A 17760-nucleotide genomic window follows, 5' to 3' on the forward strand; every position below is an offset into this window, starting at 1 on the left:
GAGCACGCCAGGCTCATTGCTCAAGGCTACGGCCTTGAGCTTGAAATCATCGGTGTACCGATTGACGAGTTTGCGGCTAGGTTTTCCCATGGGGGACATTCTCCGTTAGGTTCGAATGTCCACAAAAGTCAGACAAGCTCCCTGCTGGAAAGAAGTAGCCAGATATGCCCATTTGTGTATAGATATGAAATCCACATATATCCAATTTTCCCTCGTTCATCGCGGTGGCCGTTCAGGCATCGTGCACCTCAAGTCAGACCGAGGCACCCACCCCCACCCCTGGCATCCCTGCAGGCAGCCATGCTGATCGTGAGTTGAGCGGTGGAACATCCGGCGCGCCTCCCATGAGTTTTCACCCATGTTAAACGCAGGCCTGACGGGTGTGTCAGGCCCACCCCCCGGACACAGGGTCAGGCGCCGTGCTTGTCTGCCTGGCTGGTGAACGCATCCGCGTAGAAGAACTCTTCAGGCAGGCCCGCTGCGCTGGTGAACTCACGGCGCGCGGCGTCCACCATCACCGGGGCGCCACAGGCATACACCTCATACCCGGACAGATCGGGCAGATCCTGCAGCACCGCCTGGTGCACAAAGCCTGTCCGGCCCGACCAGGCATCGTCGGCACGCGGCTCTGACAACACGGGCACGTAGCGCAACCAGGGTAGGGCGGCGGCTTGCTGTTCGGCCCAGTCGTGCAGGTACAGGTCGGCCTTGCTGCGGCAGCCCCAGTACAGCACCACCGGACGCTGGTTTCCCTTGTGGGCCAGGTGCTCGATGATGGCCTTGATCGGCGCAAAGCCTGTGCCCGAGGCCAGCAGCACGATGGGGCGCAGCGAGTCCTCTCGCACGAAGAAGGTGCCCATGGGGCCTTCCATGCGGAGGATGTCTTTTTCCTTCATCGTGCTGAACACCTGATCGGTGAACAGCCCGCCGGGCATGTGGCGGATGTGCAGTTCGATGCCATTGACCGCCGGGTCCTTGACGGTGTGGGGCGCATTGGCCATCGAGTAGCTGCGGCGCTGGCCATCCTTGAGGATGAACTCCACGTACTGCCCCGCGCGGTAGCCAAAGTTGTTGTTGGCCGGCAGTTGCAGGCGCAGCACGGCCACATCGGGGGCCGGACGGGTGAGGGTGGTGACCCGCGTGGGCATCTTCTGGATGGGGTAGTCGCCCATGCCCACCACCTGCCGGGATTCGATCACCAGATCGGTCTGGGGGGTGGCGCAGCAGCTCAGCATGTAGCCCGCAGCTTCATCGGCCTCGCTCAGGGCCTTGCTCTGGTGTGCGCCGTGGATCACACGCCCTTCGACCAGCTTGCATTTGCAGGAGCCGCAGGCGCCGTCCTTGCAGCCATAGGGCAGGCCGATGCCGACGTGCAATGCCGCGCTGAGCACGGTCTCGTCGCGCTGCATGGTGAACTGGCGGCCACTGGGCACGATGGTGACGGAAAAGCTCATGAAGATCTCACCTTGAAACAACGGTCAAAATCGGTGCAGCCGGGATTGTCCCTCAAGCGGACGCTCCCCTCCCAAGTCATTGCCTGCCCCGCCCCATGTTCAATCCTTCTCCTGGCCCTTGCCGACAGTTCCGTCAGACCCGTGTCCTGATCGTGGGCTGCGGGGATGTGGGCCTGCGTGCCGCACGCCAGCTGTTGCCGCGCTGCCGCGTGATGGCCCTGACCTCGTCGGCCGACAAGCTGCCGGGCCTGCGTGCCCAGGGGGTGCGCCCCTTGCTGGGCAATCTGGATCAGCCCGCCAGCCTGGCGCGGCTGTCGGCCTTGGCGCCCTATGTGCTGCATTTGGCGCCGCCGCCGTCTTCGGGTGGGCGTGATCCGCGCACGCGGGCCCTGCTGGCCGCGCTGGCACGCCGGGGGCAGACGCGGGCACTGGTCTATGGCAGCACCACCGGGGTGTATGGCGATGCCGGGGGCGCCTGGTTCGACGAGACCCGTGCGGTGGCACCGGCCACCGAGCGCGCCCACCGCCGCGTGGATGCCGAAGCCCATGTGCGCTGGTGGGGGCGCCGCGCCGCCCTGCAGTGGGGCACCCGCGCCAGCATCCTGCGGATCCCGGGCATCTATGCGCTGGACCGCGAAGGCGGCGACCCCCGCGACCGGGTGCGACGCGGCAGCCCCCTGCTGGTGCGCGAGGACGATGTCTATACCAACCACATCCAGGCCGACGATCTGGCGCGCGCCTGCGTGGCGGGGCTGTGGCGCGGCCGGGCGCAGCGTGTGGTGCATGCCTGCGATGACAGTGACATGCGCATGGGCGATTACTTTGATCTGGTGGCCGATCTCAGCGGCCTGCCACGCCTGCCGCGCCTGACCCGCCAGGAGGCCGCGGCCGTGCTCTCGCCCATGCAGCGCTCTTTCATGAGCGAATCGCGTCGCCTGGGCAACCAACGCCTGACGCAGGAGTTGCGTGTGCGCCTGCGCTGGCCGGATGTGCGCAGCGTGCTGCAGGCGGGTCTGCAGGGCTGAGGCCCCTCTTTAGGGGGGGTGTTCGCGCGGGGTTATACGCTGATGCCAGTGTTAAGGTGCGGGCCGAGAAATTTCATGGGGTGATGCACCCCGCCACTTTTTCAGGAGACACACCTCATGCGTACGAGCTACACGCTTCGCACTTCCCTGGTCGCCGTGCTGGCCATGGGTTCCATGGCCCTGGCATCGGCCACCCCCAGCAAGGTCGTCGTGTTCGGTGACAGCCTGTCGGACACGGGCAATGTGGCTGCGCGCTTCCAGGCCGTGGGCATTGCCTTGCCTGCCGCCCCTTATGCAGACGGCCGCTTCACCAACGGCCCCGTGGCCGTGGAAGTGATGGCGAGCACCCTGGGCGTGTCGCTGGAGAGCTATGCCTACGGTGGCGCACTGACGGGCACCGACAACCGCATCACCACCGGCGGTGTGCTGACCGGCACGGGCGTGCAAAGCCAGATCACCAACTACGTGAGCAGCCAGGGCGGTGCGCTGGACGCATCGGCGCTGTATGTGCTGTGGGCGGGCGGCAATGACTTCTTCAGCAATGCTTCGGCCGCCACAGTGACGACGGCCGTGACCAACCTGATGACCGATGTGTCCATCCTGTATCAGGCCGGTGCCCGTGAGTTCTTCGTGCCCAACCTGCCCAACCTGGCCGACACCGCCGATGCGATCGCCGCTGGCGGCGCGCAGCAGGCCGGTGCCTATGCCCTGTCGGTGGGTTTCAACAATGCGCTGAGCCAGTACATGGGCCAGTTGCAAGGCCAGTTGGCGGGCTCGACCATCCAGGTCTTTGACACCTTCAGCTTCCTGTCGGGTGTGCGCGCGCAGTACGCCGCCGCTGAAGGGGGCAATGTGACCTCGGCCTGCTATGTGGGCAATTATCTGGGCCAGGGCACGGCGTGCGCCACGCCTGACAGCTACTACCTGTGGGACAGCGTGCACCCCACGGCTGGCGTGCACAACGCTGTGGGCGTGGCCTTTGCCGCTGCGGTGCCTGAGCCCTCAACCTATGGCCTGATGCTGTTGGGTCTGGCGGGTGTGGGCCTGGTGGCGTCGCGTCAGCGCCGCGCGGTGGCGCAGGCCTGAGGGCCGGCCAGGCCCGGGCCTGTCAGGCCTGGGGGGCCGGGGTCTTGGGCTTGAAGTGGCACGGGGCGGCGACACTGCATTCCCAGCAGCGTGGCTTGCGCGCCTGGCAGATGTAGCGCCCGTGCAGGATCAGCCAGTGATGCGCATGCAGCCGGTACGCGGCGGGGATGCGCTTGAGCAGTTTGAGTTCGACCTCCAGAGGGGTCTTGCCAGGGGCCAGCCCCGTGCGGTTGCCCACCCGGAAGATGTGCGTGTCCACCGCCATGGTGGGCTCGCCAAAGGCCACGTTCAGCACCACATTGGCCGTCTTGCGCCCCACGCCTGGCAGGGCTTCGAGGGCTTCGCGCGTGCGGGGCACCTCGCCGCCATGCTGATCGATCAGGATCTGGCAGGTCTGCAGCAGGTGCTTGGCCTTGCTCTTGTACAGGCCGATGGTCTTGATGTAGTCGCACAGGCCATCGAGCCCCAGATCCAGGATGGCCTGGGGCGTGTTGGCCACCGGGAACAGCAATCGCGTGGCCTTGTTGACCCCCACGTCCGTGGCCTGGGCCGACAGCAGCACGGCGGTCAGCAGCTCGAAGGGGCTGTCGTAGAGCAGCTCGGTTTCGGGGTGGGGGTTGGCCGCCTGCAGTGTGGCAAAGAACGCCTCGATCTCGGCGGCCTTCATCAAGGTCGTCATGTCACTTCTTGGGGGCGGGGGGCGGTGAGACGGGTTTGACCGATCCGCAGTCTGCACCCAGCCATTTGGCGCGGTGTGTCATGTCCATGGTCTGAGGGCGCCCGTCGTGCATCATGGTCATGTGCATCTGGGTGCTGTAGGCCTCGCTGCCCGAAAAGGTGGTGGTGCCGTCGCCCTTGCCTTGCGGGCAGGTGACCTTCCACTTCCAGGTGCTGCCACTGCGGCTGACGATCTCGCTCTTGCAGTTCTCTTCGCTCTTTTGCCAGCGGTTCTGCGCCAGCATGTCGGGCGTCAGGCACATGCGCACCGCCATGCCGCCACCGCTGCCGGGGGCCATCTGCACGCCGCGCGACTTCATCTGCGCTTCCATCTGCTTGCGCATCTGCGGGGGCATGTTCTTCATGGCGTCGGCCATCTGCGCGGTGTAGTCCGGCATGGCCTGGCCATTGAGCTGCTGGCCTTCGTTGACGACTTCCCACAGCCCGGGTTTGATGGGCGGTGGGGCATCGGCGGCCACGGCGTGTGTGGTCAGGGTGGCGGCCAGCGCGGTGGCCAGGGCCAGTGAGCGCCCGTGGCGGGCAGAGGAATCCTTGAACATGGGGCCTCCTGTGGGGTGATCAGCGAGATCATGACACAGGCTGATGACCTTGCAGGCTACAGCAGCACCACGGCATTGGGCAGTTCGTTGATGTTGTCCTGCGCTCTGTGCAGAGGGTAGTGCACGTGCATGAGGGCGCCTACGCGCTCGATGGCCTGGCGCAGGCCCTCCTCAAAGCGGCCTGCCTTCAGGTGGGTGCCCAGGGCCTGGGTCATCTCTTGCCACACCGTGTCGGGCACGTGTTGCATGAGCCCTCGGTCGGCCAGGATCTCGATGCGGCGTTCGGCCAGCAGCAGGTAGATCAGCACGCCATTGTTGTGTTCGGTGTCCCACACGCGCAGCTGACTGAACAGGTCGATGGCGCGCTGGCGCGGTGTGCAGCCTTGCCACAGCAGCTCGGCGGGCAGGCCGCCTTCGACACACAGGCGCAGCTCGCCCAGGTGGCGTGCTTCACTGGCGCGCACGGCGGCTTCCAGGCGCTGCAGGCCGCCCGGGGTGAGGGTGCGCCGCGCATCGTCGGCGTCCAGCCAGAGGTGTCTGGCCCAGCGGGTGAGGGTGTTCATGTCACGCGCTCCGTCTTACCAGTTGCCCGAGGAGCCGCCGCCCCCGAAGCTGCCGCCGCCGCCGGACGAGAACCCCCCGCCGCCGCCAAAGCCTCCGCCGCCACCTCCAAAACCGCCGCCGCCCCAGCCACCGTGGTGGCGGCCGTTGGAGCGACTGCTGCCCACGCCCAAGGCGCCGACCAGAACAATGGCCAGCACACCGGCTACCAGGGCGATGATCAGGCTGCTCGTCCACCACCAGCCCAGCGCGCCGATGGCCAGGCCCGCCGCCAGTGATCCGAGCTTGCGCCCGAAGATGGAGGTGAGCACGGCCCCGGCGATGGGGGCCCCCAGGAACAGGAAGACGCCCAGGTCCTGCCAGGAACTGCCCTGACTGGATCGCTTGGCGGTGGCGCTCGGGCTGGGCAGGTTTTCGCCGCGGATGCGTGCGCTCAGATGGTCCACGGCCAGGTTGAGGCCGCCGGCAAAATCACCCGCGCGGAAGGCGGGTGTGATGGCGTCGTCAATGATCTGATGGGCCGCCAGATCAGGGATGGCGCCTTCCAGCGCACGCGCCACTTCGATGCGCACGCGCCGGTCGTTCTTGGCCACCAGCACCAGCACGCCATCCCCCACCTCGCGGCGGCCGACCTTCCATTGGTCGGCCACGCGCCAGGCGTAGGCGGCGATGTCCTCGCCCTGGGTGCTGGGCACCAGCAGCACGACGATCTGGCTGCCCAGGGTCTGCTCGGTGCGGGCGAGCTTGTCTTCCAGGGCCTGACGCTGCGCCGCGGTGAGGGTGCCCGTGAGGTCGGTGACCCGGGCGTTCAAAGGCGGCACGGGCAGCAGCTCGCCAGCGGCCCGGACCATGCCGCTGGGCCAGGCCATCAGCAGGCTCAGCAGCAGGCCCAGGCAGCAGCCCAGCAGGCCGGTGCGGCGCGCGAGGAGGGCGGTCACGAGCGGGTGGCCCTCACTTCTTGTTGAAGTCGATGGTGGGCGGCTTGGAGATCTCCGCCTCGTTCTGCACCGTGAAGTTGGGCTTGGGCTCGTAGCTGAAGACCATGGCCGTCAGGTTGGAGGGGAAGCTGCGGATGAGCACGTTGTACTCCTGCACCGACTTGATGTAGCCATTGCGGGCCACGGTGATGCGGTTCTCGGTGCCCTCCAACTGCACACGCAGATCCTGGAAGCCCTGGTTGGCCTTCAGGTTGGGGTAGTTCTCGCTGACCACGAGCAGACGCGAGAGCGCACCCGAGAGCTCGCCCTGGGCCTGCTGGAACTTGTTGAAGGCCTCGGGGTTGTTGACCAGCTCGGGCGTGGCCTGGATGCTGGTGGCCTTGGCGCGGGCTTCGACCACCTTGGTCAGGGTCTCTTGCTCGAAGTTGGCCTCGCCCTTGACCGTGGACACGATGTTGGGGATCAGGTCGGCGCGGCGCTGGTACTGGTTGAGCACCTCGGCCCACGAGGCCTTGGTCTGCTCGTCCAGGCGCTGGAAGTCGTTGTAGCCACAGCCGGTCAGTGACAGGCTCAGGGTGGCGGCGGCCAGGCCCAGGGCCAGGCGGCGGGTCAAAGGTGTGCTCATCGGGATCCTTTCAGCAGCGTCGCGGCAGGCATGTCTGCCCGCCATCATGCCGGCAAAAATGCACGCTTGCCGGACATCGCCGAAAAGATCGGGATGGTCAGGAAAAGTTCAAGAGGGCCGGGCGCTCAGGCCCAGGCCATCTGGCCCGGCATGTCCTGACAGGACAGCACCTGGTGGGCACGTGACCGGGGGTAGCGATCACGCACGATCTGCACTGCACCCCGCGGGGTGTCGGCCAGCACTTTCAGGACCCGTTTGACGGCCTGTTGCGAGGGGTTGATCACCACCATCGCAGACACCTCGAAGAGGTGCAGTGCCGGTTCAATGGCCAGGTTCATCAGAGCACGCATGTTTTGTCTCCACTTCATGGGTACAGCGTCAGGCACCCACATTTGTAGCATGCATCTTGCGTGCCCGATGTGACAGGGTGATGACCCTTGGTGCCGCGTGAATGCTTAACGATTGGCATCATTCGCGATGGCGGCGGTGCAGGCGCACGCTCATGAACACCAGCATCAGCAGGCCGGCGAGGATCAGCTCGACGCTGCCGGGCTCGGGCACGGCGCTGGTCAGCACCACCTGCTGGATGGCCAGCACGGAGGTGGTGTCGTAGCTGTTGACGTCGGCCATGATCAGGCCCAGGGTGGCCATGCCGCTGTGTGCGGCCAGCAGGCTGTGGCCCTGACGTGCACTGCTCCACCAGCCGCCACCGGCGGATGTCAGTGTGGAGTCGTCGGTGCGGGTCAGTGGCACCCACTGTGTGCTGCCACCCAGTTGCCAGACCAGCCAGGCTGTGTCGGCCTCATCGCCGGGGCCGGGCAAGCCGCGGCTGAAGAGGCGCCAGTCGAAGCTCAGTGTGTCGCCTTGCCGCACGTCGAAGTGCTGCCACAGGGCCGAGCCCTCCAGCGCCACGCGGTTGGCATCGCTGTCCATCAGGGCATCGGCAGCCAGACCGAGGCTGGCTTCCAGATCGCCGAGGGCTGGCACGACGTTCGTCCCCGAGAGGTTGAACTGCCCCGGTGCGGCCGGTGCATCGTCCGGGAAGCTCAGCGAGCCCGTGCCCAGCAGCGCCCACGAGCCCGCATCGAGGGGCAGGTCCGCCGGTGCGCTGGCCTGGGTGTGAACGCTGACGTCGCCAGCGGTGGACCAGGCGCTGAGACCTTGATCAAAGCGCCCGTTGCTGAGGGGGGCCGCATGGGTGAACGAGGAGGCGATCGCCAGTGCGCCGAGCAACAGCGTCTTGAGCAGGGCAGGGGTGGTCATGGATGGGGTCTTCATGGGAGTCACAGGATCAGATCGCGTGCGGCCACGATCTGCGCGGCGGTGCGGCCGCTCAGCGTGAGCAACGGGATGGCGGAGGCGGCGCCCGCGCTGCCGTCAAGATCCACACGGATCTGCACGCCGGCGGTGGTGTCGACCAGACGAACATGCCCGCTGGCGATGGGGTCGCTCGCACCGATGGCCGACAGCAGGGCTGACAGGTCGATGCGGTCGCTGCCCGGCGTGAAGTCCGTGACGCGGTCGATGCCGTCGCGGGTGCTGGTGTAGACCAGCACGTCCAGGCCCTGACCGGTGGTGATGACGTCGGCGCCATAGCCGCCGGTGATGCGGTCGTCTCCCGCGCTGCCCTGGATCACGTCGCCCCGGGCGCTGCCCACGATGGGCTTGAGCAGCGACAGGCCCAGCACCACCGGGTCGTGGTCGGATGAGCGGTAGGCCGACGCGGTGTAGTGGTCGGTGACCTTGAACTCGGTGTTGTAGTCGATCACCGAGGGCTCGTCGGCGTTGATGTGCCAGTGCACGGCGCCGGCGATCTGGGGCACCAGGCTGGCGCTGGCCAGGGCGTGGTCGAGGTAGCCGGCTTCGCCATCGAAGACGTAGGAGTAGGCCGACTGGCCCAGGAAGGTCTCCAGCAGGTCGGTGTAACCCAGGCTGCCGAGGTGCATGACGGGGTCCTCTTTGCCGTAGGCATTGAGGTCGCCGATGATCAGCACGTCACTGTCGGCCTGGGTGCTCTGGATGTCCTGGATGAAGCTGTGCAGTGCGGCGGCCTGCTGCCATCGGCGGTTGTTGAAGCAGCCCTGACCGTCGCCCTGATCGGCGTCGGCCGCTGGCGAGCTGGCGTCGCATCCCTTGGACTTGAAGTGGTTCACGCCCACGGTGAATCGCTCGCCATTGGTGGCAGCGAAGGTCTGGGCCATGGGGGGGCGGTTGTGGATGGCCGAGGTGTCGGTCCGCGATGTGCCCGACAGGCTGAGACGGGCCGGTTTGTAGATCATGGCCACCTTGATCTCGTCGGTGCCCGTCGAGCCGGCCAGGGCTGGCGCGGGCACGATGGCGTACACCGGGGCGCCCAGGGCACTGTTGAGTCCGTTGACCAGATCGGCGATCGCGCTGCGGGCGCCCTCACCGTCGTTCTCGATTTCCATCAGGCCCACCACGTCGGCATTCAATGCACTGATGGCCTGGATGATCTTGGCGCGTTGGCGAGCGAACTCGGCGGCGGTGTCGGCTCCGCGCGAGGTCGGGAAGCCGCCGCCCAGGCCGTCGCCATTGAAGTAGTTCAGCACGTTGAAGCTGGCCACCCGGTGGGTGCCGCTCAGCGTGTCGGGCGTGGCGGTGCGCGGGTTGGCCCGAGTGAAGGTCACCGGCGCGGTGGGGTGAATCTTGTAATCGGCCATCCCCGCTGCGCTGGCCGTGGCCAGGCCATAGTCGATCACGCCCGTGATGCCGGGCAGGGTGTCGCCAGCGCGCTGGGTGTGATCGGCGGCCAGGTAGGGCGTGGGGTCGGGGTTCTGCAGGCTCTTGCCGTCGTCGAGGATGAGGCGGCGGCGTGCGTTGTCCTCCGCCAGGTTCAGCGCGGCCGTGCTGCCGGGCAGGTGGATGTTGGTCGGTTTGACCAGGCGGCCTTGCGCCGACAGGGTGATCTGGCCGTAGCGGCCCAGGAAATAGTTCTGGCTGGCGGTCAGTTCGGTGTCGATGCGCACCAGCATGCCTTCGACCTTCTCCAGGTCGCCATCCGTCACTTCGGGGAAGGTGACGGGGGTGGGCTGCACGCTGTGCCCGGTGCTCAGGGTGGTGAGCGCGGACACCGAGGTCAGCTCGGTGACGGTCAGGGTGGTGCTGGCGGTGCCGGGCTTGTATTCGGTGACGGTGGCCGTCACGCGGACTTCATCGCCCACGGTCACGGTGGGCGCGGTCGAGGTGAAGACCAGGATGCCGTCGGAGGTGTCGTGGAAGGCATCCGGCGTTCGCGATTGCATGAAAAAGCCGTTGTGGCTCACCAGGGTGACCACGCCTTCGGTGGTGACCGCCGTGCCGACCAGGGGGCTAGTGTGGCCATTGCCCTGGATCGAGCCGATGGGTGTGATCGATGGCGCGGGGGCGGGCGCAGGGGCCGGCGCGGGTGCGCCGCAGGCGGTGTTGAGTGCGGAGGCCGCGTTGCGTGGCGCGGGGGCGGGGGTGATGGCTTGCAGATCGCTGCTGTTGTTGTCGGTGTCGGTGCAGCCGTCGTTGCGGCGCACGGCGGATGTGGTGTTGGTCAAGGCACTGGCCGGCGTCCCCTCGGACAGGGAGGTGCTGCCGTAGGCGACCAGATCGATGATGTTGGCCAGTTGCGCGGGGCTGCACACGCTGGCGCTGCTGCCGCAGTTGAGGTGGGTCGTGCCTTGCACCAGGGCCACCTTGCCGGCGGTGGCGCTGAGGTTGAGCGAGCCCGTGTCATCCGGTGCGATGGGCAACACGCTGCCGACGGATCCTCCTCCCAGTTGCACCAGGTAGTAGCCGCCGGGTGCGACCGAGCCGCTCAGGCTCATGACATTGCTGCTGCCGAAGACCCCGGTGGCCGACGCGTATTGCAGCGACAGGCCGGTGAGCGAGATGGGTGCGCTGCCCGCGTTGAACAGCTCGACAAAGTCGTTGCGGTAGCTGGGGCTGCCAGAGGTGGCACCCCCTCCGCCATAGACCTGGCTGATCACCAGTCCACTGGTCGATGCTTGGGCGGCTGCGCACAGGCCGCTCAGGATGGCGGCCGACAAAGCATGAAGGCGCAGGGAGTGGAAACGCAGGGACATGGATCACACCTCAGGTGGTTGGTGCCTGAAGTGTGGTCAGCGCCTGTGTCAGGCGTAGGGGTGAGCTGTCGGGCGTTCCTGATCCGGAAGGATCAAGCCAGATGTCAGGTCAGATGTCAGCCCGATTCCGGGCGACGACGCGCCCGTGCGCGGGCCAGGGCGGCCTCCACCACCGCGCGCTTGCGGGCCAGATCGGACTCGTCGCTGATCTTGGTGAGTTCGGCCAGATGGGCCAGCTTGTATTCGGCCTTGGCGCGCAGACGCTCTTCGTGTTCGAGGCGCAGGCGTTCCTGGCGGGCCTGACGCTCGGTGTAGCGCTGGCGTGCCGCGTCGGCATTGGCCTGGCTCCAGGCGTCCCAGCCGGTGGGGCGGGGCTCAGTGGGATGCACGGGCACCAGACTGATGCAATCGACCGGACAGGCCGGGATGCAGAGTTCGCAGCCGGTGCATTGGTCCTCGATCACGGTGTGCATGTGTTTGGGGGCGCCCACGATGCAGTCCACCGGGCAGGCCTTGATGCACAGGGTGCAGCCGATGCACCAGTCCTCGTCGATCACGGCCCAGTAGCGTGGCCCTTCGATGCCGTGCTCAGGGTTGAGCGGGATCACGGGCCGACCCGTGGCCTGGGCCAGACGGGCGATGCCTTGCGCACCGCCGGGTGCGCACTGGTTGATCTCCGCCTCGCCCCGGGCGATGGCCTGGGCGTAGTGGGCGCAGTCAGGGTAGCCGCAACTGGTGCACTGGGTCTGCGGCAGCAGGGCGTTGAGGGTCTCGGCGTCAGGCATGGAAGTGCGATTTTAGGGCGTGCGGCACGGCGCTCATGACAAAGGCCCGCTTGCGCGGGCCTTTGGCGGGTGACCGTGGGAGCGTGTGATCGCTCAGGCGGCCTTTTTGGCCTTGCTGCTGGCCTGGTTGTGGCTCAGGATGAACTCACGGAGCTCAGGGTAGGCCAGCTCGCGCCAGCGACGACCCGAGAAGATGCCGTAGTGGCCCGCGCCGATCACGTCGTAGTGCTTCTGGCGTGCCTTGGGGATGCCGGTGCACAGCTCATGCGCCGCGCGGGTCTGGCCCGCACCAGAGATGTCGTCCAGCTCACCTTCGACGGTCAGCAGGGCAGTGGTCTTGATGTCTTGTGGGCGCACCAGCTCGGGCACACCTTCCGGGTTGCGGACCTCCCAGGTGCCGTTGACCAAGGCGAAGTCCTGGAACACCGTCTTGATGGTGTCCAGGTAGTACTCGGCGGGCATGTCCAGCACGGCGTTGTACTCGTCGTAGAACTGGCGGTGCGATTCGGCGCTGTCGTCATCGCCACGCACCAGATCCAGGAAGTAATCGTAGTGCGAGGTGGCGTGGCGGTCCGGGTTCATGGCCACGAAGCCCGTGTGCTGCAGGAAGCCCGGGTACACACGGCGGCTGGCACCGGGGTAGTTGGGCGGCACGCGGTAGATGACGTTGTTCTCGAACCAGCTGTAGCTCTTGTTCATGGCCAGGTTGTTCACGGCCGTGGGCGACTTGCGGGCGTCGATGGGGCCACCCATCATGACCATGGTCTTGGGCGTGACCTCGCCACGGCTGGCCATCAGGGAGACGGCGGCGAGCACCGGCACCGTGGGCTGGCACACGGAGATGACATTGACGTCCGGGCCCACCTTGCGGATGAACTCCTGAACATAGTTGACATAGTCGTCGAGGTGGAAGGGGCCTTCCTCGATGGGCACCATGCGGGCATCGACCCAGTCGGTGATGTAGACCTTGTGGTCCTGCAGCAGGGTGCGCACGGTGTCGCGCAGCAGGGTGGAGTGGTGGCCTGAGAGGGGGGCGACCACCAGCACCGAAGGCTGGTCACGCATGCGGGCCAGCGCCTCGGCATTGTCGGTGAAGCGCTTGAAGCGCAGCAGCCGGCAGAAGGGCTTGGATTCAACCACCTGCTCCTGGATGACGACCTCGACATCACCGACCTTGACCGAATTGATGTTGAACTGGGGCTTTTCGTATTCCTTGGTCAGGCGGCTCATCAGGTCGAAGCCTGCCGACACGCGGTGCGCCTGAGGGATGTGAGCCATGGCCGACAGCGGGTTGCTGTAGAGCTTGGCGGCTGCACTGGCGAACTCGGAAAAGGGGCTGAGCCAGGCGCGGTTGGTTTCGTAGAGTTGATAAAGCATATACAGACCTCAGTGGTGTCCCCGACCGATAAAAATGCACTTCAACGGCGCTTGTTGCAGTGCAGCATAAATCCTTTTCCGTATCTTTGCACTTGGGGTAGATCAGGGAGCGGGACATAAAGCCGGTCTGCGCCCCCCTTTTTCCGGGGGTGCGTGTGCCGACGGCGCCAAAAAAAAGCCACCCAGACGGGTGGCTGAGTGCCCGAGGGTGGCCTCGAGCGACTGCTGGTACTGCTCTCTTGTTGCCAGAACCGCTTCACGTGCCGATGATGCCGCCATCGTTCTTGGTGATGACAACCACGGCAGAGCGGGGGCGACCGGCTGGCAGCGGTGTGATGCCATCGGCCTTGACGGTGAATTGACCCTGGGGCCAGTTGGAGAACTGGGTGGGGTTGCTGGCCTGTGAGTCCTCGCCCGGGTGCTGCACGCCCACGAACAGGGTCTTGCCGTCAGGGGTCATGGTGACACCGGTGACTTCGGACTTGGGTGGCGCCGTCAGGAAGCGACGGGTTTCGCCGGTGTGCGGGTCAGCGCACACCATCACGTTGGTGCCCAGGTGGGCCCAGTCGCCCTGCGCATCGCCGGCCTGGTCGGTCTGGACCCAGAGGCGACCGAAGGGGTCGAACCACAAGCCGTCCGGCGCACCGAAATCGGCGCTGCCATCGGGCGTGTCCACGATGTTGCCCTTGTAGTCATTGGTGGGTGTGGCCGCCTTGGTGGTGGCCGTGTCACCGTTCTGCATGAACAGGTCCCACGTGAAGGTGGTGGCCGTGACGCTCTGGTCGGTTTCACGCCAGCGGATGATGCCGCCGTAGACGTTGTCCTGACGCGGGTTGGCGGCGTCCACGGCGGGGCGGGCACTGCCGGCGGCCGTGGAGCCATCGGCCGCGTTCGACGACGGGGTGGCGCTGCTGCCGCGGCGGTTGTTGTTGGTCAGGGTGCAGTAGATCTCGACTTCGTTGAAGCCGTTGATGCGGGGGCGGGCGCCGGTCCACTCGGGGCGGTCCATCATCGTGGCGCCGACGGCGTCGCCCGCCATGCGGGTCTTGATCAGGATCTTGGCCAGCACTTCGGCATCGTTGGCGCCCGCGAAGTTGGGGTGCTGTCGCAGGGGCTGGCCATTGAGGCCGATGGTGCCGGGCAGCAGGGGGATCCACTCTCCCCGCAGATCCGCGTCGAAGCGCGCGACGTACAGCACGCCGCTGTCCAGCAGATCGCGGTTGGCGGCGGGGTTGTGAGGGTTGTAGGCGTTGGCGCAGACGAATTTGTAGATGTATTCGTTGCGCTCGTCATCGCCCATGTAGAAGGCGATGCGCTTGTGCTTGTCCACCACGTACTGGGCGCTCTCGTGCTTGAAGCGGCCCAGGGCAGTGCGCTTGACGGGCATGCTGGCGGGGTTGTAGGGGTCGATCTCGACCACCCAGCCAAACAGGTGTGGCTCGTGGGGGTTGGTGCTCACGTCGAAGCGGGGGTCGGTGGTGTGCCAGCGATAGCCGAAGCCTGCGGCACTCACGCCATAGCGGCGATTGAGCTTGCCGATCTCGGTGTTGGCCGAGGTGTCGACGGGCCCGGTGCCACCGAAGTTGCCGTTCCAGTTTTCTTCGCAGGTCAGGAAGGTGCCCCAGGGCGTGATGCCATGGGCGCAGTTGTTGACGGTGCCGCAGGCCGTGTAGCCGCTGGACGTCTGCCCCGTGTCGACGGACGCCGTGGGCGTGATGCTGAAGACACGGGTCTGCATCAGGGCATGGCCGGCCGCCGGACCGGCGATGCGCATGCGGGTGTTGGCCGTGATGCGGCGACCAAAGGCCGTGTTCTGGTTCACCGTCCAACGGCCATTCACCCGGCGCGCCTCGACGATGGACACACCGTGGGCCGCCTGGGACTTGCGGGTCTTGGCGATGGTGTAGCCGGCACCGACTTGGCCGTCGGGGTAGAGGATGTCCTCGTGCGTGTATTCATTGTTCACACACAGCAGACCGCGATCGCTCATGGCCTGGCCATGGAAGCCCTTGAATGGGAAGAAGTGCATGCCATCGTTGTGCGCGCCGAACTGCCTGAGCTGCTGCTCGGCGGTCTCGCGGGCATCCCCGGCAAAGGCGGTGCCGCCGGGCATGATGGGGTCGCCCCAGGCCACGAAGACCTGGGCGCTGTAACCCTCAGGCACCGTGATCTTGTCGACCAGCGGAGCGACGCTGGGGGGCACGCTGCCAAAGCCGATGCCGGGCAGGCCCGGCGTGGCGGGCACAGGCGCGGCCTGCACGCTGTTGACCAGCCCACCCAGGGTCAGACCACCGGCGCAGGCCAGTGCCGCAGCGCCCACGCCACCCTGAACAAACTGGCGGCGGGTGGGGTCCACGCGATCGATGACTTCGCGAATGGAGGGGGTCGTCGACGGGTTCAGCGACACGTCATTGGTGGGATGGGAGGCGCCCTTCATCTGATACTCCGGTGAGGTTGATGAGGGCACTATCACCAGGGGCTGTGACATCCCGATGAAAAAGGTGGGCGGTACCACCTGGTGCACGCTTTGTCGATGCAACGCGGGGCGCGGGCTGAGCCGGCTTTCGGGCGGGCTTCAATGTGGGTGGTCCCGTCTGCGACGGGACGCCCCTCCGGTGCTCGCCATGGGCTTGTGCCGTGGAACTCGCTGCGCGGCTGACGCCGCTTCGCTCAAACAACCACGTCAAGTCAGATGACGAAGCGTGCTACGCACGCCAAGCCCATGGCTGCGCTCCTCGGCACCCACAAGGCGCCCGCCCGAAAGCCGGCTCAGCCCTTCTTCGCCCCGCTGGTGGCATGCGAAGACCGTCACGGGCACAGCTAGCGCGCTTTGAAAGTAAGCCAGTGCGGCGTATGAATGAGCTGAGAGCGATCACACGAAGGCCTGTATGCCGTTCGACCATGGTTGCGAAAGCGCAGCGAAGATGGCACGCCAGGACGTCTACGCAGGCCACCAGCGGGGCGATCAAAGGGGTGAAGGGGCACGCGGCTGGGCGCCTTGTGGGTGCCGAGGAGCGCAGCCATGGGCTTGGCGCGCGTCAGCGCGCTTCGTGAACATGCTTGCCGTGGTTGTTTGAGTGCAGCGGCTGAAAGCCGCGGAGCGAGTTCCACGGCACAAGCCCATGGGGAGCACCACAGGGCAGTTCCGTCGAAGACGGGACCACCCACATTGAAGCCCGGCCGCGTGCCCCTTCACCCCGCGCCCCGCGCTGCACCGCAAAAGCACAAGATCTCGGCACATGAACAGCAACCCCGACATGCCACGAAGAAGCCGAAAAAAAACCTGCCTCTTGCGGGGCAGGTCTTGGGAGGCAGCAGCCGAGTAGGCTTACATCACAGCCTTGATCGCCGCAGCCACGGCCTTGATGTTGCCGGTGTTGAGCGCAGCCACGCAGATGCGACCGGAGTCCACACCATAGATGCCGAACTCGGAGCGCAGGCGCTGCATTTGCGCCGCGTTCAGGCCGGAGTAGCTGAACATGCCCTTCTGGCGGGTGATGTAGCTCAGATCGCCCTGCACGCCTGCATCGGTCAGCTCCTTGACCAGGGCTGTGCGCATCAGCTTGATGCGGTCACGCATCTCGGCCAGCTCGTCTTCCCACATCTTGCGCAGTTCGGGCGAGGTCAGCACCGAGGCCACCACCTGTGCACCATGCGTCGGCGGGTTGGAGTAGTTGGTGCGGATCACGCGCTTGAGCTGGCTCAGCACGCGGGCGGCCTCTTCGGCCGTTTCGCTGACGATGCTCAGTGCACCCACGCGCTCGCCATACAGCGAGAAGCTCTTGGAGAAGCTGGTGGACACAAAGAAGCTCAGACCCGAATCCAGGAACTTGATGACCACGGCGCCGTCTTCAGCGATGCCGTTGCCGAAGCCCTGATACGCCATGTCCAGGAAGGGCACCAAGCCGCCAGCCTTGATCACGGCGATGACCTCATCCCACTGGGCGTCGGACAGGTCGTAGCCGGTGGGGTTATGGCAGCAGGCGTGCAGCAGCACGATGGTGCCGGGCTTGGAGGCCTTCAGCTTGGCGATCATGCCCTCGAAGTTGATACCGCGGTTGGCGGCATCGTAGTAGGGGTAGACGTCCACGGGGAAGCCGGCCGACTCGAACAGGGCGCGGTGGTTTTCCCAGCTCGGGTCCGAGATCAGGACCTGGGCATCGGGGTTCAGGCGCTTGAGGAAGTCGGCGCCCAGCTTGAGGCCGCCCGTGCCACCGATGGCCTGGGCCGTCGAGATGCGGCCAGCCTTGACGGCGGGGTGTTCGGCGCCAAAGACCAGGCCCTGAACGGCCTTGTCGTAGGCGACGATGCCGTCGATGGGCAGGTAGCCGCGGGCCTTGGGTGCTTCGGACATCTGCTTTTCAGCAGCGGCCACGCACTTGAGCAGAGGCAGCTTGCCTTGATCGTCGGTGTACACACCCACACCCAGGTTCACCTTGTGGGGGTTGGTGTCGGCGTTGAATTGTTCGTTGAGGCCCAGGATCGGGTCGCGGGGGGCCATTTCAACGGCGGCAAACAAAGAGGCCATGCAAGCAGTCTCCGGTCGGTTGGGGTAATCT

The 17760-nt window shown here is 66.2% G+C and carries 15 protein-coding genes; 2 read left to right on the top strand and 13 right to left on the bottom strand.

The genetic code is table 11. The annotated features are described in order from the left end of the window. Positions 1-410: 410 nt before the first annotated feature. Positions 411-1454: a CDP-6-deoxy-delta-3,4-glucoseen reductase gene (locus tag VFW84_RS00880; RefSeq protein WP_329678538.1), complete on the bottom strand. Its 1044-nt coding sequence runs from the start codon at positions 1452-1454 to the stop codon at positions 411-413. A 95-nt stretch (positions 1455-1549) separates the two neighbouring features. On the opposite strand from VFW84_RS00880, the gene VFW84_RS00885 reads away from it, so the two are divergent. Continuing rightward, a complete protein-coding gene (locus VFW84_RS00885) occupies positions 1550-2479 on the top strand; it encodes an NAD(P)H-binding protein (protein WP_329678539.1) in 930 nt (309 codons plus the stop codon). 117 nt (positions 2480-2596) lie between these two features. After that, positions 2597-3565 (top strand): SGNH/GDSL hydrolase family protein, encoded by a 969-nt coding sequence (locus VFW84_RS00890; protein WP_329678540.1) that lies wholly within the window; start codon positions 2597-2599, stop codon positions 3563-3565. A 22-nt stretch (positions 3566-3587) separates the two neighbouring features. Here VFW84_RS00890 and nth read toward each other — a convergent pair whose 3' ends face one another. The 12 genes from nth to VFW84_RS00950 form a co-directional block, all read right to left on the bottom strand. After that, entirely contained in the window at positions 3588-4232 is a 645-nt protein-coding gene (nth, locus tag VFW84_RS00895) for an endonuclease III (protein WP_329678550.1), read from the bottom strand. 13 nt (positions 4233-4245) lie between these two features. Beyond that, complete coding sequence (locus VFW84_RS00900) at positions 4246-4842, bottom strand: DUF3617 domain-containing protein (protein ID WP_329678541.1); 597 nt, start codon at positions 4840-4842, stop codon at positions 4246-4248. A 56-nt stretch (positions 4843-4898) separates the two neighbouring features. Beyond that, positions 4899-5405 carry a TPM domain-containing protein gene (locus VFW84_RS00905; RefSeq protein WP_329678542.1) on the bottom strand — a complete coding sequence of 169 codons (507 nt, stop codon included), beginning with the start codon at positions 5403-5405 and terminating at the stop codon, positions 4899-4901. Between the two features lie 15 nt (positions 5406-5420). Continuing rightward, complete coding sequence (locus tag VFW84_RS00910; RefSeq protein ID WP_329678551.1) at positions 5421-6272, bottom strand: TPM domain-containing protein; 852 nt, start codon at positions 6270-6272, stop codon at positions 5421-5423. 82 nt (positions 6273-6354) lie between these two features. Beyond that, positions 6355-6966, bottom strand: a complete 612-nt coding sequence (locus tag VFW84_RS00915; protein ID WP_329678543.1) for a LemA family protein — start codon at positions 6964-6966, stop codon at positions 6355-6357. A 125-nt stretch (positions 6967-7091) separates the two neighbouring features. Next, complete coding sequence (locus VFW84_RS00920) at positions 7092-7316, bottom strand: hypothetical protein (protein ID WP_329678544.1); 225 nt, start codon at positions 7314-7316, stop codon at positions 7092-7094. Between the two features lie 118 nt (positions 7317-7434). Continuing rightward, the gene (locus VFW84_RS00925) at positions 7435-8229 is read right to left on the bottom strand and encodes a hypothetical protein (protein ID WP_329678545.1); all 795 of its coding nucleotides are present in this window, start codon (positions 8227-8229) and stop codon (positions 7435-7437) included. Positions 8230-8249: 20 nt separating this feature from the next. Beyond that, positions 8250-11039 carry an ExeM/NucH family extracellular endonuclease gene (locus VFW84_RS00930; RefSeq protein ID WP_329678546.1) on the bottom strand — a complete coding sequence of 930 codons (2790 nt, stop codon included), beginning with the start codon at positions 11037-11039 and terminating at the stop codon, positions 8250-8252. 116 nt (positions 11040-11155) lie between these two features. After that, entirely contained in the window at positions 11156-11824 is a 669-nt protein-coding gene (gene rsxB, locus VFW84_RS00935; RefSeq protein WP_329678547.1) for an electron transport complex subunit RsxB, read from the bottom strand. A 93-nt stretch (positions 11825-11917) separates the two neighbouring features. Then, positions 11918-13201 (bottom strand): polyhydroxyalkanoate depolymerase, encoded by a 1284-nt coding sequence (locus VFW84_RS00940; RefSeq protein ID WP_329678548.1) that lies wholly within the window; start codon positions 13199-13201, stop codon positions 11918-11920. 256 nt (positions 13202-13457) lie between these two features. Next, positions 13458-15638: a PhoX family phosphatase gene (locus VFW84_RS00945; RefSeq protein WP_329678549.1), complete on the bottom strand. Its 2181-nt coding sequence runs from the start codon at positions 15636-15638 to the stop codon at positions 13458-13460. A gap of 891 nt (positions 15639-16529) precedes the next feature. After that, positions 16530-17729: an amino acid aminotransferase gene (locus tag VFW84_RS00950; RefSeq protein ID WP_329678552.1), complete on the bottom strand. Its 1200-nt coding sequence runs from the start codon at positions 17727-17729 to the stop codon at positions 16530-16532. Positions 17730-17760 lie beyond the last annotated feature (31 nt).

It is taken from the genome of Aquabacterium sp. (assembly GCF_036279655.1).
GTDB lineage: Bacteria > Pseudomonadota > Gammaproteobacteria > Burkholderiales > Burkholderiaceae_C > Aquabacterium.

What these genes read in the sequence shown, in the direction of transcription:
- VFW84_RS00880 (WP_329678538.1), bottom strand. Translation starts at nt 1,454, where the DNA reads ATGAGCTTTTCCGTCACCATCGTGCCCAGTGGCCGCCAGTTCACCATG.
- VFW84_RS00885 (WP_329678539.1), top strand. Translation starts at nt 1,550, where the DNA reads ATGTTCAATCCTTCTCCTGGCCCTTGCCGACAGTTCCGTCAGACCCGT.
- VFW84_RS00890 (WP_329678540.1), top strand. Translation starts at nt 2,597, where the DNA reads ATGCGTACGAGCTACACGCTTCGCACTTCCCTGGTCGCCGTGCTGGCC.
- nth (WP_329678550.1), bottom strand. Translation starts at nt 4,232, where the DNA reads ATGAAGGCCGCCGAGATCGAGGCGTTCTTTGCCACACTGCAGGCGGCC.
- VFW84_RS00900 (WP_329678541.1), bottom strand. Translation starts at nt 4,842, where the DNA reads ATGTTCAAGGATTCCTCTGCCCGCCACGGGCGCTCACTGGCCCTGGCC.
- VFW84_RS00905 (WP_329678542.1), bottom strand. Translation starts at nt 5,405, where the DNA reads ATGAACACCCTCACCCGCTGGGCCAGACACCTCTGGCTGGACGCCGAC.
- VFW84_RS00910 (WP_329678551.1), bottom strand. Translation starts at nt 6,272, where the DNA reads ATGGCCTGGCCCAGCGGCATGGTCCGGGCCGCTGGCGAGCTGCTGCCC.
- VFW84_RS00915 (WP_329678543.1), bottom strand. Translation starts at nt 6,966, where the DNA reads ATGAGCACACCTTTGACCCGCCGCCTGGCCCTGGGCCTGGCCGCCGCC.
- VFW84_RS00920 (WP_329678544.1), bottom strand. Translation starts at nt 7,316, where the DNA reads ATGCGTGCTCTGATGAACCTGGCCATTGAACCGGCACTGCACCTCTTC.
- VFW84_RS00925 (WP_329678545.1), bottom strand. Translation starts at nt 8,229, where the DNA reads ATGACCACCCCTGCCCTGCTCAAGACGCTGTTGCTCGGCGCACTGGCG.
- VFW84_RS00930 (WP_329678546.1), bottom strand. Translation starts at nt 11,039, where the DNA reads ATGTCCCTGCGTTTCCACTCCCTGCGCCTTCATGCTTTGTCGGCCGCC.
- rsxB (WP_329678547.1), bottom strand. Translation starts at nt 11,824, where the DNA reads ATGCCTGACGCCGAGACCCTCAACGCCCTGCTGCCGCAGACCCAGTGC.
- VFW84_RS00940 (WP_329678548.1), bottom strand. Translation starts at nt 13,201, where the DNA reads ATGCTTTATCAACTCTACGAAACCAACCGCGCCTGGCTCAGCCCCTTT.
- VFW84_RS00945 (WP_329678549.1), bottom strand. Translation starts at nt 15,638, where the DNA reads ATGAAGGGCGCCTCCCATCCCACCAATGACGTGTCGCTGAACCCGTCG.
- VFW84_RS00950 (WP_329678552.1), bottom strand. Translation starts at nt 17,729, where the DNA reads ATGGCCTCTTTGTTTGCCGCCGTTGAAATGGCCCCCCGCGACCCGATC.